The organism is Chryseobacterium sp. C3 (assembly GCF_014218905.1).
Classification (GTDB): Bacteria; Bacteroidota; Bacteroidia; order Flavobacteriales; family Weeksellaceae; genus Chryseobacterium; species Chryseobacterium mucoviscidosis.
Genome location: NZ_JACLCU010000007.1, coordinates 284,213 through 308,603, shown reverse-complemented (window position 1 = coordinate 308,603; position 24,391 = coordinate 284,213). Strand labels below are relative to the sequence as shown.

Below are 24,391 nucleotides of genomic sequence, written 5' to 3'. Positions count from 1 at the left end.
CCGCCTAATACCAATTGGGATAATTCCTTCCCGTTTTTATCCAGTCGTACCACCAGAACATCTTTGGAGCCGTAGCCCTTCATTTTCGGATCCTGAGCCTGTTTACCCTGAGCGGAGCCGAAGGGAAGGGTTGTATTTCCTGCTACAAAAAACCCCATATCCGTGGTCTGAATCACCGCCCTTGCTTCTTCATCTGCAGTGCTGCCTATGGTTTTCTGCCATAATTCGTCCCCGAATTCGTTGATTCTGATAAGCCAAAAATCGCTGCCGCCTCTAGAATCCTCTTTTTTATCCAGTCCTTTTCCGCTGTAGGAAGTTCCGGCAAGAAGAAACCCTCCTTCCTGAGTGTTAACCGTTGCCGAAAGAAAATCATGGTTTTTTCCTGAGAAATATTTTTCCCAGACTTCTTCGCCCTGCTGGTTCAGCTTAACCAGATGGAAATCGTAACCGTTGTTCTGCTTTTGGCTGCCGGATGATGGTTTATTGTTGTCAGCACGGATGCTGCTTCCGGTAATTAAATACTGCTGACCGATGGTTGTGGTGATCTGCGAAAGGAAATCCTGCGTTGAAGACCGGATGTCCTTCTCCCACACCACTTCCTGGGCGGAAACACCCAGAATGCTGCACAAGGTGAGCATACTCATGGCGAGTTTTTTCATGTGTCGTGTAATTTTAAAAGTTATTATAAGGTGAAAATTAAGAAAGGGAATGCTTAGAAAAATCTGGAAATCCGCCTTCTTAAAGAATTGTTCTGAATAGAATCTGTTCGAAAATCATTTGTTTTAATCATGGTTTTTTTAGTCTTTTTTATGCGCTTTTAGCAGCCTTGTCTTTATTAATTTTTGTTCAGAACGGTAAAAAGAAAATCTCGTCCCTTTTACTTTTCTGCAAAATTACATTTCATTAACGACAAAACATGTCGCTTTATTTTAAAGGATGCATTTTTTTTCAAACAGGTTGGAAATCATGGTGAAAAATATCTTTTATGGGTGTGTTTTAATGTGCGCTTCGGCTCCGCTCAGCGCACGGTGGATGGTTTGGTTTACAATGATTCGTTTAAAATGGAATCGCAGTAAAGTACGCTGAGCGGAGCCGAAGCGTACGGTGCGGGTTTTATTTACAATGATTTGTTTAAAATTTTATAAGAAAATAAATTTGAATCTGTTGCGCTTACATTACGTAAGTTCATTCACTTAAAAAAATAAAAATAACTATATTTATAAAAAACATGGAAAAAGTAAAAAGACGATGAGTGAACTGGTTAAATTCAAATTTTACGAAACGGCGCTTCAGGCGAACCGGGACAAACAGATTCTGGCGGAAAGCGGCATCAACAGTTTTATTGCAAACGAACAACTGATCCAGTCGGACTGGCTGCTTTCTCAGGCGGTTGGCGGAATTCAGTTGCAGGTTTTTGAAGAGGATCTTGAAAAAGCCAATCAGGCATTGAAAGATTACAGGGAAAACGAAGAATTTTCTCTGGAAGTGGAACACACCATTGCAGATCCTGAATTTGATTTCGTTTGTCCGAAATGTGGTTCTAACCATATTTACAGGGACGACAGTGCAACCAGTTTTTTCGGAATTTCGATTTTAACGAGCCATAAATTTGTCTGTTATTATTGCGGGAATGAGTTTACGCATTAATGGTTTTAGAAAGTGACGTAATGTTTTTTTAACGCAATGATCGCAATATTTTTTTGAAAGTATTGTGGATATTTTCCGTTCGCAAGGGTGCTTCACTCAGCTAATGAGCTGTATATTTGCATTACTTATTTATATAACAAAAAGGATATTGAAAGAAAACAGTACAATTCCCCTCCTCCGGAGGGGTGGCGAAAATTCAAATGAATTTTTGACGGGGTGGTCTTTTAATATGATTGATAAGTGATGAGTGATGAATGATAAAATACGGTTTACGCATTAAATTTAGAAAGTGAAATTGATATTCTTTTTAACGCAATGATCGCAATGTCTATTTGAAAGTATTGTGGATATTTTCCGTTCGCAAGGGCGCTTCACTCAGCTAATGAGCTGTATATTTGCATTACTTATTTATATAACAAAAAGGATATTGAAAGAAAACAGTACAATTCCCCTCCTCTGGAGGGGTGGCAAAAATTCAAATGAATTTTTGACAGGGTGGTCTTTTAATATGATTGATAAGTGATAAGTGATAAGTGATGATTTATAATCGATGAGGAATAAATTTTCTTTTACAAATAAATATTATACATTGGAAAATTCATTATTAACTCGTAGAAATTAACCGTTTCACTTCTCATAGCCCCGATTGAAACGGCATCCTTTTTTGTTGCGGGCGGAGAGAAGCGAAGCCCGTAACAAAAAAGATACAGTGGAAAGCGGGAAAAAGCTCCTAAAAAAGAAAGGAAGTTGGCAGATAGAGGATGGAAGTTGACGATCGTTGAAAATAAAAATTTATTAAATAATGTGAGACTGAGATTGCTTCGCCGCATTCGATTCTCGCAAAGACAAAATAAAAGAGTATGAAAATAATCTGTATAGGAAGAAATTACAGCGAACACGCAAAAGAACTGGGCAACGAAATCCCGGAAAGACCGGTTATCTTTATGAAGCCGGATACAGCGGTTTTAAAAGGAAACGATTTTTACATTCCTGAGTTTTCAGATGATGTGCATTACGAACTGGAAGTTGTTGTTAAGATTTCGAAAGGCGGAAAATATATCCAGAAAGAAACAGCACACAAGCATTATGAGGAAATCGGACTGGGAATAGATTTCACAGCGAGAGATCTTCAAAGTGAATTAAAATCCAAAGGATTACCCTGGGAACTGGCGAAAGGTTTTGATGGTTCTGCAGTAGTGGGAAATTTCTTTAAAAAAGATAATTTTAATCTGGATTCCCTGAATTTTTCTTTACTGAAGAACAAGGAAAAGGTACAGGACGGAAATACGAAGGACATGATGTTCACCATTGATGACATTATTGCTTTTGTGTCGCAGTATTTTACGTTGAGAGTGGGAGATCTTATTTTTACAGGAACTCCGAAAGGCGTAGGAAAAGTGGAAGAGAATGATATTCTGGAAGCTTATCTGGAAGATGAAAAGGTTTTAGACATCCGAATATTATAAGTAATTTAACATAACTTTTGGCATAATTTTCCTATCTTTAGTAGACAAAATTAAAGGTTATGGTAAATATTGTATTACCCGTAGATTTTGGGGACAAGATAGAACAGCTTTTGGAAGGAGCTGTAAAATTCGCTAAGCAGGTAAACGGCAGAATTTATTTAATTCATGTTGCACCTTCGGATATCGGCTTTGCGATCGGAGATATGGGATTTCAGTATTTTCCGGAAGTAGAGGAAAACGAGATCCGGGAAGAGCTTGTTCAGCTTAACAAAATTCAGCAGAGAATTCTGGCGCATGAGGTAGAATGCGAACATATTCTGAAACAGGGAATCGCAAAAGATATTATTCTAGAACATGCGGAAGATAAAAAAGCAGATTTCATCGTCATGGGATCCCATGGAAGAAGCGGGATTTATGATGTTTTTGTAGGAAGTCTAACAAAAGGCATCACAAAGGATTCTAAAGTTCCTGTTCTGGTTCTTCCGATACATGACTAAAAAGTAATTTTAATCGTTAATAAAAAAGCCGACCAAATAAATTATTTGATCGGCTTTTTACTATATAACCAATTAATTAACCTTCATTTTTGTAGATTTTCGGATCGTAGTAAGGGTTCTTACCTTCCGTTGGAGAATAGTAGTCTTTATCTTTATCACCTCCAAGAGTAACTACTAAAACATAGCACCAGTAAGTGAACAGTACGCAACAAACGATAAACAGAATCCAGTTCAAAACATTACCGAAAGCATCAAAGAAACCGAAAGACCATTTGAAAACTTTGCTTAAGAATAGAAAGAAAGACGTCATTATTTTCCTTTTTTAAATTAACTTTGTACAAATTTATAAAAAATGTTTAAATTACTTTCAAAAGAAAGCAATATTTTTTCAATTCCTGTTTATATTGGTTTTCTTCTTTTAATAGTAATAACTTTTAATTTATTGAATTTCAACACTTATGAGGGGATTATTGCCGGAATTACGTTTCTGGGAATTGCTCTGGGATATTTCTGTTTTCACAGTATTGCGCTCAATTATCAGACGCATCTCCCATTATTCTTATATACTTTTTTTGTTTTCGGGCTGTATCCCGGAAATGTAGACATCGGAATTGCGGTTGCACTGCTTACCAATTCTTTTCTTTTGCTGCTTTTGACAAGTACCAATGAGGACATCCGAAAAAAATCTTATGTTCTGGTAGGCTCCATTGTTGCCCTGAATTTTATTTTTCTTCCGACAACATGGCCAATGGCTGTTTTTGTGATTATTCACGTCATTGCTACTTCTGAGAGAATAAGTCTGAATATTTTCAGGTTTTTGCTGGGAATTGTTTTAATTGTTTTCAGTTATTTTTCGGTAATGTTTTTTATTGATTTTAAAAGTTGGAATATCGATTATTTTCCTTTCGGTAAGATGAAACCGGTGACAGATTATACAGAACTTCTGCCTTTGATCCCTGTAATTGGCATGCTGATCTACGCTGTGTACGATCATTTCAGAAATTATAACAAAAAAAGCCCGATAAGCCGCTATAAATATACTTTTCTGCTTGTTTTTTCGATGGCTCAGCTGATTACGATTATTCTTTACATGAATAAAAACTACGAATATTTACTTCTTCTTGCCTTTCCTTCCACTATTATTATCAGCAGAATGCTTCGGTTTCTGCCGAAATACTGGATGCAGGAGGTCGGTTTGTGGCTGCTTATTTTCAGTTTAATCGGTTTTAAAGCCGGAACTTATTTTAATTTATTTTAAAGATTATGATTCAGATAGACGATAAATTGATCTCCGAAGATATTTTTTCTGAAGAGTTTGTGTGTAACCTTTCTAAATGTAAAGGTGCGTGTTGCGTGGAAGGAGATGTAGGTGCTCCTTTGGATAAGGACGAACTGGAAATTTTAGATTCTATTTTTGAGAAAGTGAAGCCTTATCTTACCGAAGAAGGTATTAAATCCATCGAAAAGATCGGAACATGGACGACAGATCCGATGGACGGAATGTACGTTACACCAATGGTGGAAAACCGCGAATGTGCATACGTAACTTTTGATGAAAAAGGAATTACAAAATGCGGTATTGAAAAGGCATATGAAGACGGCGCAGTAGACTGGCAAAAACCGATCTCGTGTCATCTTTATCCGATCCGTATTAAAGAATATTCTACCTTCAAAGCATTGAACTATGATGTCTGGAAGATCTGCAGCGATGCCTGTACTTTAGGAAAAGAATTGCAGGTTCCTGTGTATAAATTCCTGAAAACGCCTTTGATCCGAAAATATGGTGAAGAATTTTACGATGTTCTGAGCGAAGTGGCTGAAGAATGGAAGAAGGAGTATGGATCTTAATTTTGGGTTAGAGAGTGAGCGGGTTTTTAGGGTTTGAGAGTTTGAGGGTGTTGAGTTGTAAGGTTTTTAGGTTTTAAGATTTTTTTTAACTTTAACTGAATTGCATTCAGCCTTAACAGTAATAAAGCAAAACCGTTCTGTAAAATCTACAGAACGGTTTTTAATTGAACTTTATATCGAAAATTATTTTGCTGCTCCGGCTTTTATGACTGCTGTTTCAGCTTTAGCTTCCTCTTTTTTGGCTTTTTCCCAACCGTCTTCCGGCATCAGAGTTGCCACGATTCTGCCTTTTGTAAGATACTTCTTCGCTACATCGTGAAGATCTTTTACCGTTAAAGCTTTTACTTTTTCCTGATAGTTAAGGATTTCATATTTATCGCTTCCGTCAACCTGATTTTTGGTAAGCGCGTTCATCCAATACATATTGTCTTTCATATTGGTTTTATCATCATTGTACTCTCCTTCCTTATATTTATCAAGATCCTTTTGCTCAGGTCCTTTATCTATTAACTTCTGAAGTTCTGCAATCGCACTTTTCGTTAATTTATCAGCATTTTCCGGTCCGCAAGGGAAATTGATGCTGAAACTGTAATTACTGAACGGAACTTTGTACATTCCACCTCTTGCTCCGCCACCGTAAATTCCGCTTTCATCTTCTCTCAGTTTTTCAATCACCTTAATGGTTGCCACTTCTCCAAGAGCCTCTAAAGCCAGTGCTTCTTTTTCGTTGTAAGGCGCTTCTCCGCTGTACGCAATGGTAACCATACTTTTAGGATCTTTTCCTTTTTTGTAGACCTTAGAATAATCTCCGGTTATCTGTCTGTATCCTGTATCTTTAAAAGTAGACGTTTTTCCGTTTGAAGGAAGACTTGCAATGTATTGTAACACTTCATTTTTAAAGGTTGCCTCATCAATATTTCCTACAAAATAAAACTGGAAGTTTCCGGCATTGGAGAATTTCTCTTTATAAATGTCGTATGCTTTTTTATAATCTGTATTTGCCCATTCCTTTTCCGTAGGGATTATTCCTACAAATCTCGGGTTTTTCTGATTCATGAATTTCGCATGCTCACTGGAGAAATAAAACTGAGGATTAGACAACAGGTTATCCATCATCGCAGACTGCTTTGTTTTGTAAGCATTAAATGCATCAGGATTGTAGTTTAAGCCTGTGAAATAAGCATACATAAGCTCCATTGCTGTTCCAAGATCTTTTCTGGTCGTTCTTCCGGAAACTCCTTCCGTTACATTTCCGATGGAAGTATTTACATTAACCTGTTTTCCTGCAAGATAATTGGTAAGGTCTGCTTTAGAAAAACCATTTACACCAGCTTCAGAAAGTGCAGGAAAAGCAAACTGGGTTTTAATAAAATCGGCATCGCTAATTACAGAGCTTCCTCCTAAACTTCTCGCTGCAAAAACAATTTCATCGTCTTTAAAGTCTGTTTTCTTGAAAGTAACTTTTGCGCCATTGCTCAGCGTCCACGTTGTGGTTCCTAATTTGGCATCGGTTTCCGTTTTAGCAATTGCACCTTCAGATTTGAACGGTTTCACTAAATTTTTAATGGTAGCTTTTTCCTGATACGGCTTAAGATCTGCCATCTTCACTCCTTCAAAAGTATTCAGCACCATCGCTTCCGTCGGCATCTGAACATTGTCTTTTTTAGGACCGGTAATTACCACTACTCTGCTGTCGTCTTTTACCAGTTTTTTAATCACTTCATTGGTCTGAGCCAGCGTTACAGAAGGTAAGAATTTCTTAGTATCTTCATATTCCCATGCAATTCCCGGCATTGGTTCCTGCTCAAGGAAATTTCTTACATATTCGTCTACAAGAACATCACTTTCCGTTTTATCTCTGTTGTTGTAGGTTCTTTCGATATTAGACATTACCTGAGCTTTTGCCCTGTCTAATTCTGTCTGTGTAAACCCGAATCTTTTTGCTCTTTCCGTTTCTTCCAGAAGAACTTTTAAAGCATTAAGCTGGTTTCCGTCTTTCACCATTGCCATTCCCTGAAAAGCTTCCTTGCTTCTCGCATAGGTTCCGCCGTGATAAACGTAACCGTATGTGAAAGGAGGATTGTTGGAATTTACCAGCTCTCCTAATCTGTTATTCAGCATGGTTGAAGCAATCTGTTCTACAAGACTCTGGTTGTACTGTTCTACTGTAACATCCGGCTGGTAAGATTCAGAATCTTTCATGATGAACTGTACCATAGATCTTGTAGCATCCGGATCTGTTTCGATAGCCACCAAAGTTTCCTTATGGTTCGGAAGATCGAAGCTCTTTCTTTCTCTCGGTTTGGAAGGATTTTTATATTTGCTGAAGTTATCTTTAATTTTCTTTTCAACTTCATCCACATTGATGTCTCCCACCACTACAATTGCCATCAGATCCGGTCTGTACCAGTCTTTATGAAACTGTCTGATAACATCCGGTTTGAAGTTTTCCAGAACATCTTTCTTCCCGATCGGAAGTCTGTTGGCGTACTGAGAGTTGTACAGTAATTTCGGAAGGTATTTATCCGACATTCTTTTGTCTGCTCCTAAACCAAGCCTTAATTCTTCGAGAACAACTCCTCTTTCTTTATTGATCTGCTCATCAGAAAGGGTAGCGTTGAATGCCCAGTCTTCCATCACTTTAAGACCTGCATCCAGATTTCCCGGCTTATCTAAAGGAACAGGAAGCATATAAACCGTTTCGTCAAAGCTGGTGTAAGCGTTTAAGTGCTGTCCGAATTTTACTCCGATTGACTGTAGAAAATCGACAAGTTTATTATCCGGAAAGTTTTTTGTTCCGTTGAAGTTCATATGCTCCATGAAGTGAGCCAGACCTCTCTGGTTTTCATCCTCAAGAATAGATCCTGCATTAATTGCCAGTCTGAAATCTACTTTCTTTTCTGGTAATGTATTTTTTCTGATGTAGTACTTCATCCCGTTTGGAAGTGTACCGGTCTTTACAGAAGGATCCATAGGAATATTCTGTGCAAATGCATTGGCAGACATCAGAAAGACAACTGCAAGCGACGAAAACATTTTTTTCATAGTTGTTTCGATTATTAATTTTTATGGTTCAAAAATATGATTTATTCACTTAACGAGGAAATGTTCAAATTATTATTTAAAGTTAAATTCGAGTTAATTATCGTTAAAATTTTAAGCTAAAAAAATTGAATTTCAGAAGATAGAAAACTGCTTTAAAAGGGAAAATCCCAAGCCAAAGTAATGTAATCTTTTCTCATCAGTATGTTTTTGTGTTATAATGTGGCAAAATTAAAAATTCAACTGTTAAAGAATATTCTTTTTTAGTTAAACTTTAGTTAAAAATGTGGTATCATCAAAAAAGCCGAGCTTTGCCCGGCCTTATTATGTTAAATAGCGAATTTTTTATTTAAAATCCGCATCCGTAACTCCTGAATTGATCGTTACTTTTGTCGTTTTAATAGTCATAGTCTGTCCGCCACCCTGCGCTTCAATTAAGGAAGGAAATTTAATTCCGTCTACCGTTAAATAATCTTTTGTAAACGCTGTTCCTTCTTTTGCATCTGCTTTATACAAAAGACCTGTAGAAGCATCAAAATAGAATTTCCCTTTGTCGGAAGTTAACACATTATAATCTTTTCCGTCGATTTTTTCTGTGGTAACATCTTTGAATTTGGTGTAATCGTATCCTAAAGCATCAATAATTTTCCCATTCTTTAAATCTCCCAGTTTATCTGCCGGAATTTCGCTTTTGTTCCCCATCTGCTCCATATATCCTTTTTCGCCGTCAAAATACTGAGAAGCCGCTTTCTGTCCCATAAAAAACTGTTCAGATTTGAATTTATTGCCCATTTTTTTTGTCGTCATCGTGATTTCTCCCGGAAGCGCAGCCCCCGAAATTGTATTTTCCATCACAATGGATTTCACCGATTCAAGTTTATCTTTTCCTCCAAGTGCCGTAAGATATTTATCGATAACTTCTTTTGGAGTAAGTTTAGATTTTACCGCTTCCGTTTTAGCGGGAGCAGCAGTAGTTTTTTGTGCAGCTACCGAACTGGAAAAAAGCACAACGCAAAAAAACGGAATGATGATCTTTTTCATAAATAAAGTTTAGTGTCGTAAATATAGGAATATTAAACAAATAAATGCAGATGTTTACTCAATAAAAAAACCACTGCAAAAACAGTGGCTTTCAAATATTTATAGTAAAATAAATTACTTTTTAAGCTCTTCCAAAAACTCGTCGTGAGAAATGGCAGTTTCTTTTTTCGTTGCTTTTTCAAGGATTACATCCTTAAGCTTCGTCATCGCAACTTCAGAAGAAATTTGTCTTACCTGCTCCTGGTCTTTCAACATTTCAACAGCATATTTTTGGATCTCTTCGTCTCCTAAATGGTGGATTCCGTAGATAGCCAATTGATTTCTTACCAATTGTTCAGCCTGTCCCAAAACATCAGCATAGTCTAATTTAATGTCGTTATCCGTCATTAATTTACCTTCGATGATCTGATATTTCAACTGGTTTTTCTCAGATTCAAGAATTTCTTTTGCCTGCTCTTCAGACTGGATGTTCTGGTTAGAGAACATTAACCATTTTACAAGGAATGTTTCAGGAAGCTTTACTTCTTCTTTTTCTGAAACCTGTTCCAATACTTTATTCACAAAGTGAACATCAGCATTTTGCTGGAAGTATTCGTCTAATTCGGATTTTACTTTTTCCTTAAGTTCTTCTTCAGACTTAATGTTTCCTTCTCCGTACACCTTATCGAATAATTCCTGATTAAGTTCAGCCAAGTTAAGACCGTAGAAATCTTTTACTTTTACTTCCACTTCGTTGTGGTGTAAATGCTCAACTTCTTCTTTAGAGAATCCTAATTCTTTAGCCAATTCTTCATCAGATGCAAGCGTTTCTTTAGAAACTTTTACAGAGCCGTCCATTTTCAAAGATTTTACCAGTTTGAAAGCTTCTTTGTTTTCAGCAGTAATGGTAACGTTCTTTGGATGGTGGTTGTGCTCTCCTTCAGCATCTTCTTCCACAACCTGAGAAATTTCTAAAGCGATGTAAGAATCTTTATTGATTTTTTCTTGAGGAGCCTGCTCTGCAAAACGCTTCTGCATGTTCTCAATACTTTTGTTGATTTCTTTTTCAGAAGCCTCTACTTTGTAGTGTGGAGCTTCATATTTAGCCAGGTCAATAGTGAATTCAGGCTCAAATCCTACTTCAAAAGCAACTTCAAGCTGATCCGCATTGTAATCGAATTCGTTTACTGGCTGTGGAACCGGCTGACCAACTAATCTTAGTTTGTTTTCGTTTACGTAGTTGTTTAAAGCATCAGAAACCTGCTTGTTGATTTCTTCAAAAGCAATACCTGCTTCATATTGTTTTCTAACCATACTCAAAGGCACTTTCCCTTTTCTGAAACCAGGAACTTGCGCATTTTTAGCATAATTAATCAATTGCTTATCAACTTTTTCTTTATAGTCAGATTTTTCCAATGTCACTGTAAGCAATGCACTTACATCATCATGGTTTTTTGCAGTAACCTTCATTATTGATTAAAATTTTAGGTTGCAAAAATATAAAATTTTTATGAAAAAATATCAATTAAAATGAACTTAAAACGCCAAATCTTATTAAATAGAAAAACCACCGGAAAAATTACGGTGGTTTTTGCTAACAAGATTAAAGATATTAAAAGGTTATTTTAATTCGTGATGGTATAGTTTGCCTGCGCATCTGTTTCTCCACCTACCTGCGTTCCGTAGATCACTCCGTTTGTGGTTGTCTGGGAATCCTCCGTTACACTTGCCGGTTCATGGTATAAAGTAAAGATAAGCTGGCTTGTAGCAGAAGGGTTTTTAACGGCTTTGTTTACTACCCATTCTGTTTTTAATCCTACACGTTTTCCGTCTGCTCTTGTAGAAGAAGCATCGTCTGTACGCGTTAAGGTAATATCAGAATTCGGGAAATTGAAGATTAAAAAGTGTTCGTCTTTTGCATCCTTAATTTCCTGAGTGGCATCTTCGTTTCCGTTTTTAAACTGTGCGGTTACCTGATAGGTTTTTCCGTCGGTTAATTTAATCGCCTGAGCTCCTCCCGCTCCCATACTGTAATTGTACGTTTGGGTAGTTCCCGCCGCAACATCTTTCACATTCAAAATAATGTTGGTAAGGTCTTCCTGCGGAAGATCGTCTTCTGCCGCAGATCCGTCTCTCTGACAAGATACTACGGTGATGGCGATGAATAAAACTGCTAATAATTTGATGATATTTTTAGTATTGAATAATTTCATTTTTTTAAAATTTTAAAGTTGTATATTTTGTCTGATGGTTTTAAAATCTTTAGAGTCTGTATCTAAAGTTGAGAATAAAGTTTCTTCCTGCCTCATCCGAGAAAAATCTCATTCTGTTCAGATAATCTCTGTACGTAACATTGAAAAGATTGTTCACGATAAGTCCCGCAGAAAGATTTTTGCTGATGTTGATTCCTGTCTGGATATTCCAGAGAGAATAACCGTTTGGCGGAGTACTCAGATCCACCGTTTTTTCCACTTCATCTCCGTCTATATATATTGGTATGGTTGCATTATACACCGGAAACCTGTTCTGCTTAAGAAAAGTCTGGTTTTCTAAAGTAAAATAGAACTGATTCCAGTTTTCCTTTTTAAACTGTAATGCATTGGAAAAATTAGGAGGCATCATTAAAATCAACGGAACATTGTTTGTGTCGTCCTGTCCGTAAACATAACTTCCCTTTCCTACATAAGTAAGATGATCCGTAAGTTTAAGATTAACATCCAGATCTACCCCATACATTTTGGCATCAATCTGCTGATAAGACCACACCGGAAATACTCCTCTGATTGTATTCTGAACTCCTGTAGGAACTTCGTTGATGAAATTTTTGGTGATAAAAAAGTACGGATTTACAGAAACATTCAATCCTTTTAAAACATTGAATTTTGAATCCACGGTAAGATTAAACTGATGTCCCTGTTCATTCTTTAGTCCCATATCTCCGATTTCGATCACAGAAGCAGAATGGTGCAGTCCGTCTGAAAACAGTTCCGCAATATTCGGTGTTCTGCCTACTTTTGCATAATTGAATTTCAGATCAAAAGATGAATTCGGGCGATATTCTAATCCTGCATTGAAAGATACATTGTTATAATTCAGTTGAGGACGCGTAAGAATCCTGTTCTGGTCTGTTTTTACATAAAACTGAGGATAAGAATCTGCATATCTCTTCTCCCAATCGCTTTTATCGTACCATTTGGTAACATCATAACGCGTAAAATCGTATCGCGCTCCTGCCTCCACATTGAAATTGCCGGAGATTTTATATTTAAAAATGGAATAAAAACCTGCCGCATATTTATCATAGTTTGGAATCAGACGTCTCGCTTTTGTCGCCGGATCCGAATAATTGTTCTGAAAACTCGCATCAATTCCTGTTTCCAGAGAAAACTTCCCTCTTTCCAGCAAATCATTAAGATTAAACTGATGCGTCATCAGTTCCAGATCCAGAGAAGGCGTATCTTTCAGCTCTCCTCTTCTGATGTCATATTCCTGTCTGTGGTTGTACTGATAACTGTACGTCGCAGAAACTTTTCCGATATTTTCAAATCTTTTGAAAGCCGAAACTTTGGCGATATGATGCTCGATCACCTGTCTAGGATTATCAATATCATAACTGAAAGTTCCTGTATAAATCGGAATTTTCGTGGTGGTTGCGTTGTAAAAATCTTCATTGTTTCCCACATGAGAACCTCTGTAGATCCCAATATTCTGGTTCGTTAAATAATAATCGAAAGAAATTCCCCTTTCATACGTATTATTCTGAACGGTAAAATTAAAGGAAGAAAAATCCATTCCCGTATTCATCAGGTTATAATCCGGAGCGTTCTGATCTCCCAGTTTTTTGATGCTTCCTCCGGTTTTTACCGCCCATCCGTTTTTCCAGATTTTCGCAACATCCGCATCCAGAGCCATTCCTCTTCCGTTTGAAATTCCGGTAAGACCGACTGAACCTTTTAAAGTATCCTTTTTAGGGAAAATTTCAGGTTCCATCACCACGACTCCGCCAATCGCATCACTTCCGTACTTCAATGCAGAAGCTCCTTTAATGACATCAATATGCTGAAAATTATTAATATCCACATTCGGAGCGTGTTCTACTCCCCACTCCTGTTCAGCAAGTCTCACTCCATTGTTTAAGATAGAGATTCTGCTTCCGTAAAGCCCGTGAATAATAGGTTTTGAGATATTGTTTCCTGTTTTCAAAGCACTGACTCCCGAAATCTTCGTCAATAAATTTCCCAGATTTTCAGAAGAATATTTTTCTATTTCGGCTTTATCAAGTGTTTTAATAACAAGAGATCCGTTGTTTTTATGGTTTCCGTGTATGGTAACCGTTTCGATGTCCTGAATATGATGTTCAAGCGTAATTGTTAAATGCAAATCCTGTGTAACTCCTACATTTTCAGTATAATCATTACAATCAGGATGTTTAGCAATGAGCATATATTTTCCCGCAGGAATTTTATTGATTGAAAACTTACCGTTTTTGTCGGTTTTTGCAGAAAAATCTCCAATTTTCACGGATGCATTTTCCAGCATTGTTTTATCATGAAAATCCTGAACTGTTCCTTCTACCGTGTAAGTCTGCTGTGCGTTTGTCAATGCAAATCCGCAAAGGATCAGCATAAAACTATAGATCAATTTCATTGTTAAATAGATTGATTGTGTACTTTTCAGGGTACTTTTTCGTTAAAATTTGAATTGGATTTTTAGCTTCAGACGACGAATCCCGATGTTCTATTTTGAACCGTTAAGATTTGTTTTAAAAATTTTATAGCAATTAAGTTTAACCTTTCTTTTAAGGGATACAAAAATCTATATGATTTTCTTAATAAAACTTACTTCCTAATTCATCTTAATGGTTAAAAAAAAATTAGATTAGTTTAATTAAATACATTATGTATCTAAAAATTATTTAGCAAAAATCCGAAAAGAATCTATGAATTATGAAATTGCGGGCGGACCGCGAAGCTGAAAGGTAAATTTGGTCTGAGACCATATTTTTTCCTGAACGGTAATAATCTGTTTAACTTCGTGCGTGTAATGCGCAAAAGAAAAACTGAATTCTTCAGGAACTAAAGTATTTCCGGCAGCTAAGAAATGACAGGCAAGACAGTCTGCTGCTTTTTCCTTCGCTATATTTTTAGTAACTGTATTCTCCGATTTTTTGAAGCTGAAGTTTTTAAAAACATCTTCGGAACTGTGACTGTGGAAATTCTGGGAAAACAGCGCAAGAAAATAGATCCCAAACAATAATTTGGAAATAAAATTCTTTAGATTTCTGTTTTCTTTAAAGATCATTCGTCAAAATTATAAAAATAATTTAAAAATTGAGATTAAAGTTTTCTTAAAATATTTTGATAGATAAGTAAGTAGAAATGAGATTTTGTTACAAACTGTAATCAAACCTTATAAGTTTTAAAAACCTACAAGGTTTATTTTATGTATTTCTGAGAAATTAATCCAACTGAGTCCCCAAATATTCCCATTCCTGCAAAGCAAGATCCAGTTCTTCTTTGGTATTGTTGTATTTTTCCAGTGTTTCTTCAGAAGGATTTTCTTTAGTGAAAGAAGTTTCAAATTCCTCAACTTTGGTTTCCAGTTCAGTAATTTTTTCTTCTACTTTTTTCAGTTTATTCTGAATATTTTTCTGCTCTTTGCTTACAATCGCTGATTGTTGAGTTTCTGTTGCAGGCTTTTCCTCTTTTTTTGCCTTTACCTCAACCTTGGTATCTTCTCCGTGCAGTTTTGCTTTTTCAGCAGAGATTTCTCTGATGGATTCTTTCTGTCTGAATTCAAGATATTCGTTGATGTCTCCTAAGAATTCTTTCATTTTACCATCACGGAATTCGTAGATCTTATCACAAAGTCCCTGTAAGAATTCCCTGTCGTGCGAAATCACAATTAACGTTCCTTCAAATTTCTGAAGAGCCAGCTTGATGATTTCCTTAGACTGGATATCCAAGTGGTTCGTAGGTTCGTCCATAATCAGCGTATTGAAAGGACGAAGCAACAATTTACAAAGCGCCAAACGGTTTCTTTCCCCTCCGGAAAGTACTTTCGTTTTTTTATTCACCGCTTCACCCTGAAAAAGGAAAGATCCTAACAAATCACGGACTCTTGGTCTTGTTTCTTCGGTTGCAGCGTCTTCCGCTTCTTCCTGAACGGTTTTATTCGGGGTTAAAACTTCCTCCTGATTCTGTGCGAAATAACCTATGTTTACATTATGTCCGAGATTCCAAGTTCCTGAATAATCTTTGATGTCTCCTGCAAGAATTTTTGCCAACGTTGTTTTTCCCTGTCCGTTTTGTCCAAGAAGCGCAATTCTGTCTCCTCGCTGAACGATGAAATCCACATCATCAAAGATTTGTTTTTCACCATAAGCTTTACCTAAATTTTCAGCTTCGAAGATAATTTTTCCGGGAACCTGCGACTGCACGAAACGGATATTGAATTTAGAAACGTCTTCATTATCTACTTCAATACGTTCGATTTTGTCTAATTTTTTAATCAAAGACTGCGCAAAAGATGCTTTTGTGGCACTTGCACGGAACTTATTGATGTTATCTTCCATCTGCTTGATCTCCGCATCCTGATTCTTTTTAGCCTGAATCAGTTTTTCGCGGCGGTCTTCGCGCATCACAAGATATTTGGAATAATTGGCTTTATAATCGTCAACTTTTTTGTTGTTGATATCGAAAGTACGGTTACAAACCGCGGTCATGAACTGCTTATCGTGACTTACCAGAACAATTGCTCCGGGATAATCTTTCAAAAAGTTTTCCAGCCACATGATGGATTCCATATCCAAGTGGTTCGTAGGCTCATCGAGAAGCATGATGTCGTTCTTTTGCAGCAACAGTTTTGCCAGTTCGATTCTCATTCTCCAGCCTCCGGAAAATTCATCGGTGATTTTCTGGAAATCATCCGCTTTGAAACCAAGTCCGAACAATACTTTTTCCATGTCTCCTTCCAGATTGTAAGCGTCGTGGTTCATCAAAAGGTCGTTCAGTTCCGTCATTTTATTAATCAGATCCGTGTAAGAATCGCTTTCATAGTCGGTTCTTGTCGCCATCTGATGATTCACTTCTTCAAGCTCGTTCTTCCATGCGTTGATCTGTTCGAAAGCCTGCATGGTTTCTGCCCATACTGTTCTTCCTTTTACGAAATCGAGATCCTGTTTCAAGAAACCAATGGTGATGTTTCCTTCCGGAACCACGTTTCCTTCGTAGAAATTAATTTCTCCGGAAAGCATTTTCAATAAAGTGGATTTCCCCGCTCCATTTTTACCGACCAAACCAATTTTATCATCCTTTTTAATCGTGAAATTCACGTTTTGAAACAGATATGTTCCTGAATGATGTAATCCTAAACCTTGAACCGAAAGCATGTGTTAAATAATGATTAATAGTGAATAATGAATTTTCGGGTGCAAAAATACGGAAAAGAAATGAATGCTGCATTATATGCAGAAAACCACCCTTAAAAGAGTGGTTTTCTGATGTAAAATTTAATATTAAGTTGTTTTTTTTAAAATGTTTTCGGAGTAACTTTGATATGATCTGCTGCGTTTCCTCCTCTCAGGAAAGATGCCAACTCTACAATATTATTACTTATCGCTCCATAGATCGCGGTATCGCTTCCATTGTACATTCCCTGTTTGCCTCCAAACCACCAGTTATTGCTTAGTCCGCTATGTCCCTGTGCCAAAGCAACATTGTAGAAGGTACAGGTTTTTCCGCCTTTGAATTCGAGAACCAGGGTTCCGATCATAGCAAAATTAAGTTCTCCCGGATCGTGGTTAAAAGTTGTTCTGTTTGCGGGAACTCTTGCAGAAAACCATTTGGCTACTGCTGAAGATCCTTTTCTTCCGATAGAAAAAATAAACTTTCCATCGCTTCCGCAGCTTGCTGTAAATCCTACATAAATATGTCCTTTAGGATCCTGTCCTTCAGTAATTGAAAACTCGTTTACGGTAAAAGATCCTTTTACCAAATTGTTGGAAGCCGTATCGAAATAGACTTCGTTATCTCTGTATTCCATGATTATGTTCTGTTTTTTAGTCTTTGTAAATGACTTTAGGTTTAACTATAAGTGAATTTCATTCCTATTGAAGCTTCCTGTAAGAACAACCCAAAGTAACAAAGAATAAGAAGCAAAAACTACAGTATAAATAACCAAATTAAAAATAGGTAGTTTCACGTAAAAAAAACTGAGCTGCCTAACCAAGACAGCTCAACACCTAAATTTAAAACTGAAAATGTACTAACATTTATTATAAAAATTTTCTTTGATCAAAATGGTACGGCTCCAATTATCGTTATTGGGAATATTGGTTCCGTAGGCGTAATCCACTACAGAATCTTCAATATGATGAATCTCCGACTGTAATCTGGGTTGGTTTTTATTGAACTGATCGTCCGAATGGCTCGGAACATTCAGACCGTTATTGATGATTTCTGTAGGAATTCCCGATTTGGAATCCATCATTAAAGCAGGATGATATAACCCGAAATTTGCCGAAATATGGGTATAATCTGCCAGTTTTTCATAACAGTAATCCGGCTTAAGGTCAGGTGAAAGGTTTTTAATATAATTTTCAAGAGCCTCCAATAATTCCGTTAAATAAGAATGTTTTTCGGGATGAATTTCAAAAGTAAATTCATCAAAATCCTCCTCAAAAACAGACTGCTCAGAATTGGTTTCCATCAGCATAAGTTTTCCGTAGACTTTTGAAAGATCACTGTACACCAAATCTCTTGTAACGTAAGCCTGAGAAAAAATATCGCCTTTATCTATTTTATAATCTTGTAAAACGGAATTCCAAATTTTCTTTTTTTCTGAATCTAAAGCCGTTCCTCTAATGTTTTCCACATAGTAATAGAGTTCTCTATTTTTAATGAAGTTCGGAGAAATATAAACCGATTGGGAACCTTCTAAATATCCTCCTCCTACATCTGCATGGGCTCCCGGAACGAAAATTTCTTTCCATACCGAGTTTCCGCTTTCCCATTTTGCGTCTGTTCTGTCTTTTGATTCTTCGAAAATACCTGTAAGAGGAAAAAAATAACGGCATTCGTTTACGCCACAAATGTGAAGAACTCTTTCTGTTTCGGGTAAAACCGCCACATCGTAATCGTTGAAAGCAGCAGATTCTACCGTATCAAAAATTCCCAAAAATTTAATTTTAACTTTTTTTCCTGAAAATTCTGAGGTATGCTGTATTATTTTATTACAAAAAGTTCTTGCCAACATGGCTCCACGACTGAAACCGTAGATGTATAACTGGTATTCTCTTGTATCGTCCTCAATTGTATTTTTAATGAAGGAAAAAGCTTCTTCCAGTTTATCATCTGAAGAATATCCGTGATATCCCGCAGGATTTTTGCACGTAGCCATCGCAAAATCGCTGTCTTCATTTCCTGCAACCGTTCCGATTCCTCCTACATATTTTTTCTCATCACTTTTAAACAGCTTAAATAATTTATAGATATTGGTAATATTACCATAATAGCTTTCGTTATTCCTAAGTGGTTTATTATGAGAAGTGGCATTCATCCCGTTGTTTCCTGTTCCATCGAAGAAAATTCCGACAGAGATGATGTTGTTTTCCATTACACTTTGTGGTTTTTATCTTTTCTTCATTCCTAAAAATGAAGTACTTATTATATGAACACTCCAAAGTAACGATGAAAAAAACCGGGATAATAGAGTAGAAAGTACCAAATAAAAAATTCCGTATTTCTACGGAATCAGATTCTTTCTAAGGGATGAATATTGTTGATAATGGCATAAATTACAATTCCCACTGTATTTTTAGCTCCTATTTTTTCGACGATTCGCTGTCTGTGGCTTTCTACGGTTCTGGGGCTGATAAATAATTTTTCTGCGATTTCGTTGTTGGTGCATTCCTGACAGATGAGTCTTACCACATCTTTTTCGCGGTCGGAAAGTTCATCGTCCATTTCAAAGAGTGTTCTTTTCTTGGTAGGGCTGTTCATGTAGGAAAAAATCATCTGATGATCTTCCGGAGTAAAGAAAATTCCGTTTTTGTAGACCATGGTAAGGGCTTCGATAAAAGCATTTCGGTTAGAGTTCTTTGGCAGAAATGCTGAAACACCCAGCTTCACCATGTATCCCAAAATAGTTGTTTTATAATGGGAAGAAAGGATAATAATTTTAAGATTGGGATATTTTTCCTTTAAGATTTCTACCAGCTCAAAGCCGTTCATGGGCTGCATCTGTACGTCTACCAAGGCAATATCGGGAAAATCTTCTTCAGAGGTTTCTTCTAAAGTTTCTAAAAAATCCGGTCCGTTGGTAGAGGTAGATCCTACTGTGATATTGGGTTCCGAAGACAATAACATTTTTACGCCTTCGAGAATCAGTTGTTCGTCATCAATTAATGCTATTTTGATCTGGGAGTTCATTGTATGGAATTTTTATAATTAGTCGGCTGCCTTTACCTAGGGTATTTTTCCATTTATGCGCCGCGTTCATAGATTTTATTCTGGATTCTATATTTTTAATACCCATTCCCTTTTTTACCTCATCATATTCAAAGCTTTGCCCGTTATCGGAAATGATAACTGCAAGATTTGTTTTATTATCTTTAATATAGATCCAGACTCTGGATGCTTCCGAATGTTTAAGGACATTGGTTGTAAATTCCTGAATAATTCTGTACAACTGAACTTCCACGAAGATTTCTTTTTTCTGAAATTTCGGACTTACGTTCAGTGAAATATTTATTCTTCCTGATAAATTGGCGATCAGCTCTTCAATATAAAGAACAAGACCCACAGATTCCAGATTCACAGGATATAATGAATGCGAAATGCTTCTGGCAGAATCTATGAGAGAAGACATTTGTGTGGTTATATTTTTTTTGATGAGTTCATCGCCTTTGGTATCTAAATTTTTCAGCCATAAAGAAAGGATATTCAGACGGTTTCCGATGTCGTCGTGGATCATAACGGCAATTCTTTTCCGCTCGGATTCCTGCGCTTTAATATTTTCCAGAGCAAGATTTTTCTGATGCTGAACTTCTGCTTCGTACTGTGCATTTTTCTCTTTAATGATTCTCTCGATGAAACTTCTGTAAGCCAACAAAATAAATGTCATGATGATTACCAGAACGGCAATCAACGCGACAAAAAAAGTGATATTTAAGGTTATTTCTTTAATCTTAAAAAGGTATAGATGATTGATATATATAAAAAGCTGCAGAGCACATTATTGATGCTCCATATCATTCCTGCCTGTTTTACTCCAAAATCTGCAAGCTGACGAAGAAGGAAGAATAAAAAGACCGACAATCCATAATACAGAAAAATAAGACTGTCTACCGCCATGAAACGGTCATTTACCTTGGTGTTTTTAATTTCCATAAGCAGTGCATAACCGGCAAAGCAGATCACAATAATATTTGAAATTACTTTCTTTACTTCATTGGTTACCATTCCTGTATCCAGCAAAAAGAAGAGCGCCAGTACTACTACCGGAAGGTAGCAATACCATGGTAATGCTAATTTTTTTACGAAAAGAATTCCCAAGATGAGAAATTCTCCTGCTACGTAATAAGGAAACAGAAAATCCAGACCTTTTACATGAAAAAGACTGATAGAAACTCTTCCTGCCGCTTCTATCAAAAAAAGAAAAATGATATAATATACATACCATTTTTCTGTGTTTCTAAGTGTTTTGTACTTTAAAATTCCGATTAAAGCACAAATAACAAGTAAACTGTTATTAAGATAAAGTATTACCTGGTAAATATCCACAATATATTTTAGTTAAAAATTACATAAACTGGCAGATAGGCGGACATGCATTTGACCAATCGTATGTATTGGAGATTTTTTCAACGCTTACTCCGTTTTCACTGCCTTCCAGATCTGTATAAAAAGAAATGAAAATAAGCGTAGGCAAAACTCTCTGATACACCTGAGAAAATTTCAGTCCGAAGGAACAAACCATATGGGAAAGCCCTGCTTTCGGTGGGTTAAGATTTTCTGCAGGTACGTAAAACTGTCTGAAAATTCTTGCTCCCTGAAATTCTGTGCATTCTCTGTAGAACCACGTCATTGCTTCGTTTCTCCAGGATTCTATGGCTTCGATTGCTTTATCCTGCTCCATCATGGGCTTATTGGCAATCGGCCAGAACATATCCGAACTGTTATCGACTGTTTTAAGTTCTTTGGAAAGAACCGCATTTTTTACAAGCGTATATTCTTCCGTTTCTACCAGATTAAGGTCTTCCTTCAGTTCAGCTAAAAAGCTGTAAGGATAATCCTGTACTTCTTTTTTATGTCCTCCTTCGTCCATCGGGCAAAGAACAGCAACCAGCTTATTCTCGTAAATACCGATCTGAGCACAAAACTCACTTCCTGTATTTTCGTTCTTCACCCAGTTGATCTGTTCTGCATCAAAATCAAAAACATAATTGGTAGGAATCAGATCTTTAATGGCATTGTAATTTCCACGGCAATTGTCCCACGCTGCAAATGCTAATTCGCATTGTTCTCTGTTGAATGTATTCATATTTTCACGGTTTTTCTAAGGCATAAAATTATAGAAACTAAATTATCTATGCAAGTATCTCACGTATAATTGAAAATTAGTTAATAATTCTTTACTGTAATGTGATAACAGCTCTGTTGTTTCTCTTTGATGTAATAAATTCTTCCCAGATCATAATAATGCTTCAGAACCTTCTCCAAAGCAGCTTCCAACTTAGGATTATGCTTTAAAACACCATTAAACCGTACATACGAAATGTCAAAAGAATTTCCGTAATTATGAGAGCTTATTCCCAATGCCGCGTTAGAATTCACCCTTCTCAGTCTGCACTGGTCTTCCAGTGTTCTGGTAATGGAAGAAACCGTAAAGACATTCCCTTTTGTTTCCTTACTGAAACGCGCTCCTATTTTCTCGAGCATCGATTTCCCTTTAGAAACCATGTAAGCTCTGCTGTAATCCAGTTTCTGAACACGATATCCGGTTCCTGATTTTTTTATTTTATGAAATTTTCCTTTGCTGATATAATTCTGAACAGTCTTCGAATCCTTTAGAAGCTTTATCCCAAAACTTTTTGAGGCATCCAGATGCGGCTTATAAAGAAAAGTGGGTTCTACTCTTAAAACTTCTGTAAGATCATAGCATGGTAATGTTTTTTGAGCCGCCTGTGAAGAAAATATGCCATGAAGAAAGGAAGCAAAGATCACACACAAAAACTTTTTCATGAAAGAAATTTTAAAAATTATAAACTAAAATAATCATTTATGAAATAAATATAAACTCTAATAAACATATATATGAAAATAATTAACTATTATTTTTATTTTAAATTATTAAATCAATAATAAAATCAAAATTTAATTTTCAATAAGTTTAAAATTATACTTTTTAATTCAATATATTAATGATAAATTTGAAATACTTTTTAAAAATAAACAATATGATAAAAAAACTTTTTGCTGAATTTTTCGGCACATTCTGGCTTGTTTTCGGAGGTTGCGGAAGTGCAATTTTCGCCTCGCAGATTGTAGCGGCATCTAATGGACAATTAGGGATTCTTCTTCTGGGTGTTTCGCTGGCTTTCGGGCTTACCGTTCTTACCATGGCATATGCAGTAGGACATATTTCAGGAGGTCATTTCAACCCGGCTGTTTCTGTAGGACTTCTGGCAGGTGGAAGATTCTCTGCCAAAGATCTTGTTCCGTATGTTGTGGCACAATGTTTAGGAGCAATAGGAGCTGCAGGAGCATTGTTTACTATTCTGAGCGGTTCCGGAACTCCGGATTTTTCGGGACCGGGAGCTTTTGCCACCAATTTCTACGGTGAAGCGGTCTATTTTGGAAAAAGCTACTCGATGAGTGCTGCTTTCTTAACAGAATTTTTACTGACTGCTTTTTTCCTGATCATCATTCTTGGCGCAACAGATAAGTTTGCCAACGGAAAATTTGCAGGTATTGCGATTGGTTTGGGATTAACGTTAATCCATTTAATTTCCATCCCGATTACGAATACTTCCGTGAATCCGGCAAGATCACTTTCTCAGGCAGTTTTTGTAGGCGGAAACGCAATGTCTCAGCTTTGGCTGTTCTGGGTTGCTCCGATTTTAGGAGGAATTGCGGGAGGATTGATTTACAGATTCCTGCTGCAGCGAAACGGCATGGAAGAATTAGATAGTTAACCACAAAATCCTGTCAGCCGACAGGATTTTTTTATGTTTGACATTTTGAAAGACTACTTTAATTTTTTAAGATCAAATGGATTTTTAAAAATAAGCTCTTCATGCTTTCCTTTGATTTCCATTTTCTTATATAATAGATTTAAAGCCATTTTCCGGATGAAAAGATCTTTATCATTCAGTTTCCAGTAAGAATCTTCGTGTACTTTTCTGGGTTTTCTTACAATATAAAATTCCGTTTCCCAAGAGTCTACGTTGTGGTAAAATTCGATAATTCCGCAATGTTCGGGAATCATTTCATGATCTACCATTCCCATCGGAAGCAGAAAACTGAACGCATTGCAGACATAATCTCCGCAGGAAATTTTATCGTGTTTTAAAAATTTTTCGCCGGTACTTGAATTGGTATAGGATTTTTTAAAATCGTTTTTGAAATCGCTCTTCGAAAGCTTGATTTCAATTTCGTGGCTGAATCCTTCGGAATCAACAATCAGAATATCGGCTTCCCAGTCTGCCTGAAAATGATTGGTTAAAACAATTTCTTTCTCAAAATTACATTGAGAATGAATAAATGCGTGAACCAATTCTTCTATTTTTAACACTTTTGTTTTTTTGTTTTTTTAACGCGGAAGTCGCAAAGATTTTATTTAGTATTTGTTCTGCATAGTTCGTTCGCA

22 protein-coding genes and 1 pseudogene are annotated in these 24,391 nt (G+C 36.6%); 6 read left to right on the top strand and 17 right to left on the bottom strand.

All coding sequences use genetic code 11. The features are described from left to right. A pseudogene (locus H6W53_RS16930) lies at positions 1-659 on the bottom strand (T9SS C-terminal target domain-containing protein); the annotation flags it as partial. A gap of 589 nt (positions 660-1,248) precedes the next feature. On the opposite strand from H6W53_RS16930, the gene H6W53_RS16925 reads away from it, so the two are divergent. The 3 genes from H6W53_RS16925 (at position 1,249) to H6W53_RS16915 (ending at position 3,610) form a co-directional block, all read left to right on the top strand. Then, complete coding sequence (locus H6W53_RS16925) at positions 1,249-1,647, top strand: DUF2007 domain-containing protein (protein WP_108409993.1); 399 nt, start codon at positions 1,249-1,251, stop codon at positions 1,645-1,647. An 860-nt stretch (positions 1,648-2,507) separates the two neighbouring features. Then, positions 2,508-3,113: a fumarylacetoacetate hydrolase family protein gene (locus tag H6W53_RS16920; protein WP_185208508.1), complete on the top strand. Its 606-nt coding sequence runs from the start codon at positions 2,508-2,510 to the stop codon at positions 3,111-3,113. Positions 3,114-3,172: 59 nt separating this feature from the next. Next, positions 3,173-3,610: a universal stress protein gene (locus H6W53_RS16915; protein ID WP_116097576.1), complete on the top strand. Its 438-nt coding sequence runs from the start codon at positions 3,173-3,175 to the stop codon at positions 3,608-3,610. A gap of 76 nt (positions 3,611-3,686) precedes the next feature. Here the strand turns inward: H6W53_RS16915 and H6W53_RS16910 are convergent, their stop codons facing one another. After that, positions 3,687-3,920 carry a DUF6341 family protein gene (locus H6W53_RS16910; protein WP_087705988.1) on the bottom strand — a complete coding sequence of 78 codons (234 nt, stop codon included), beginning with the start codon at positions 3,918-3,920 and terminating at the stop codon, positions 3,687-3,689. A 42-nt stretch (positions 3,921-3,962) separates the two neighbouring features. On the opposite strand from H6W53_RS16910, the gene H6W53_RS16905 reads away from it, so the two are divergent. Continuing rightward, positions 3,963-4,868 (top strand): DUF6427 family protein, encoded by a 906-nt coding sequence (locus H6W53_RS16905; protein ID WP_185208506.1) that lies wholly within the window; start codon positions 3,963-3,965, stop codon positions 4,866-4,868. 5 nt (positions 4,869-4,873) lie between these two features. Next, complete coding sequence (locus tag H6W53_RS16900; RefSeq protein WP_108409666.1) at positions 4,874-5,458, top strand: DUF3109 family protein; 585 nt, start codon at positions 4,874-4,876, stop codon at positions 5,456-5,458. A gap of 183 nt (positions 5,459-5,641) precedes the next feature. Here H6W53_RS16900 and H6W53_RS16895 read toward each other — a convergent pair whose 3' ends face one another. The 14 genes from H6W53_RS16895 to H6W53_RS16830 form a co-directional block, all read right to left on the bottom strand. After that, positions 5,642-8,503, bottom strand: coding sequence for a M16 family metallopeptidase (locus H6W53_RS16895; protein ID WP_185208504.1), 2,862 nt, complete (start codon positions 8,501-8,503; stop codon positions 5,642-5,644). Positions 8,504-8,845: 342 nt separating this feature from the next. After that, complete coding sequence (locus tag H6W53_RS16890) at positions 8,846-9,541, bottom strand: hypothetical protein (protein WP_185208502.1); 696 nt, start codon at positions 9,539-9,541, stop codon at positions 8,846-8,848. Positions 9,542-9,655: 114 nt separating this feature from the next. Next, entirely contained in the window at positions 9,656-10,990 is a 1,335-nt protein-coding gene (locus tag H6W53_RS16885; protein WP_185208500.1) for a trigger factor, read from the bottom strand. A 155-nt stretch (positions 10,991-11,145) separates the two neighbouring features. Continuing rightward, the gene (locus tag H6W53_RS16880) at positions 11,146-11,733 is read right to left on the bottom strand and encodes a hypothetical protein (RefSeq protein WP_116097566.1); all 588 of its coding nucleotides are present in this window, start codon (positions 11,731-11,733) and stop codon (positions 11,146-11,148) included. Between the two features lie 49 nt (positions 11,734-11,782). Continuing rightward, on the bottom strand, positions 11,783-14,167 hold the full coding sequence (locus H6W53_RS16875; RefSeq protein WP_185208498.1) for a TonB-dependent receptor: 2,385 nt from the start codon (positions 14,165-14,167) through the stop codon (positions 11,783-11,785). Between the two features lie 297 nt (positions 14,168-14,464). After that, positions 14,465-14,821 carry a hypothetical protein gene (locus tag H6W53_RS16870; protein ID WP_185208496.1) on the bottom strand — a complete coding sequence of 119 codons (357 nt, stop codon included), beginning with the start codon at positions 14,819-14,821 and terminating at the stop codon, positions 14,465-14,467. A 157-nt stretch (positions 14,822-14,978) separates the two neighbouring features. After that, the gene (locus H6W53_RS16865; RefSeq protein ID WP_185208495.1) at positions 14,979-16,910 is read right to left on the bottom strand and encodes an ABC-F family ATP-binding cassette domain-containing protein; all 1,932 of its coding nucleotides are present in this window, start codon (positions 16,908-16,910) and stop codon (positions 14,979-14,981) included. Between the two features lie 140 nt (positions 16,911-17,050). Continuing rightward, on the bottom strand, positions 17,051-17,563 hold the full coding sequence (locus tag H6W53_RS16860) for a hypothetical protein (RefSeq protein WP_087706006.1): 513 nt from the start codon (positions 17,561-17,563) through the stop codon (positions 17,051-17,053). A gap of 222 nt (positions 17,564-17,785) precedes the next feature. Beyond that, positions 17,786-19,135 (bottom strand): T6SS phospholipase effector Tle1-like catalytic domain-containing protein, encoded by a 1,350-nt coding sequence (locus H6W53_RS16855; RefSeq protein ID WP_185208494.1) that lies wholly within the window; start codon positions 19,133-19,135, stop codon positions 17,786-17,788. Positions 19,136-19,272: 137 nt separating this feature from the next. Then, positions 19,273-19,950 carry a response regulator transcription factor gene (locus tag H6W53_RS16850; RefSeq protein ID WP_185208493.1) on the bottom strand — a complete coding sequence of 226 codons (678 nt, stop codon included), beginning with the start codon at positions 19,948-19,950 and terminating at the stop codon, positions 19,273-19,275. Beyond that, entirely contained in the window at positions 19,919-20,644 is a 726-nt protein-coding gene (locus H6W53_RS16845; RefSeq protein ID WP_185208492.1) for a sensor histidine kinase, read from the bottom strand. The genes H6W53_RS16850 and H6W53_RS16845 overlap by 32 nt, the downstream gene beginning before the upstream one ends. 50 nt (positions 20,645-20,694) lie before the next feature. Next, positions 20,695-21,303: a hypothetical protein gene (locus H6W53_RS16840; protein ID WP_116097552.1), complete on the bottom strand. Its 609-nt coding sequence runs from the start codon at positions 21,301-21,303 to the stop codon at positions 20,695-20,697. 19 nt (positions 21,304-21,322) lie between these two features. Next, the gene (locus H6W53_RS16835) at positions 21,323-22,063 is read right to left on the bottom strand and encodes a hypothetical protein (protein ID WP_185208491.1); all 741 of its coding nucleotides are present in this window, start codon (positions 22,061-22,063) and stop codon (positions 21,323-21,325) included. Positions 22,064-22,143: 80 nt separating this feature from the next. Continuing rightward, positions 22,144-22,764, bottom strand: a complete 621-nt coding sequence (locus H6W53_RS16830; protein WP_185208490.1) for a DUF5715 family protein — start codon at positions 22,762-22,764, stop codon at positions 22,144-22,146. A 218-nt stretch (positions 22,765-22,982) separates the two neighbouring features. Here H6W53_RS16830 and aqpZ point away from each other — a divergent pair, with 218 nt between their 5' ends. Next, a complete protein-coding gene (aqpZ, locus tag H6W53_RS16825; protein ID WP_185208524.1) occupies positions 22,983-23,717 on the top strand; it encodes an aquaporin Z in 735 nt (244 codons plus the stop codon). A 53-nt stretch (positions 23,718-23,770) separates the two neighbouring features. Here aqpZ and H6W53_RS16820 read toward each other — a convergent pair whose 3' ends face one another. Next, on the bottom strand, positions 23,771-24,316 hold the full coding sequence (locus H6W53_RS16820) for a hypothetical protein (protein ID WP_185208489.1): 546 nt from the start codon (positions 24,314-24,316) through the stop codon (positions 23,771-23,773). Positions 24,317-24,391 lie beyond the last annotated feature (75 nt).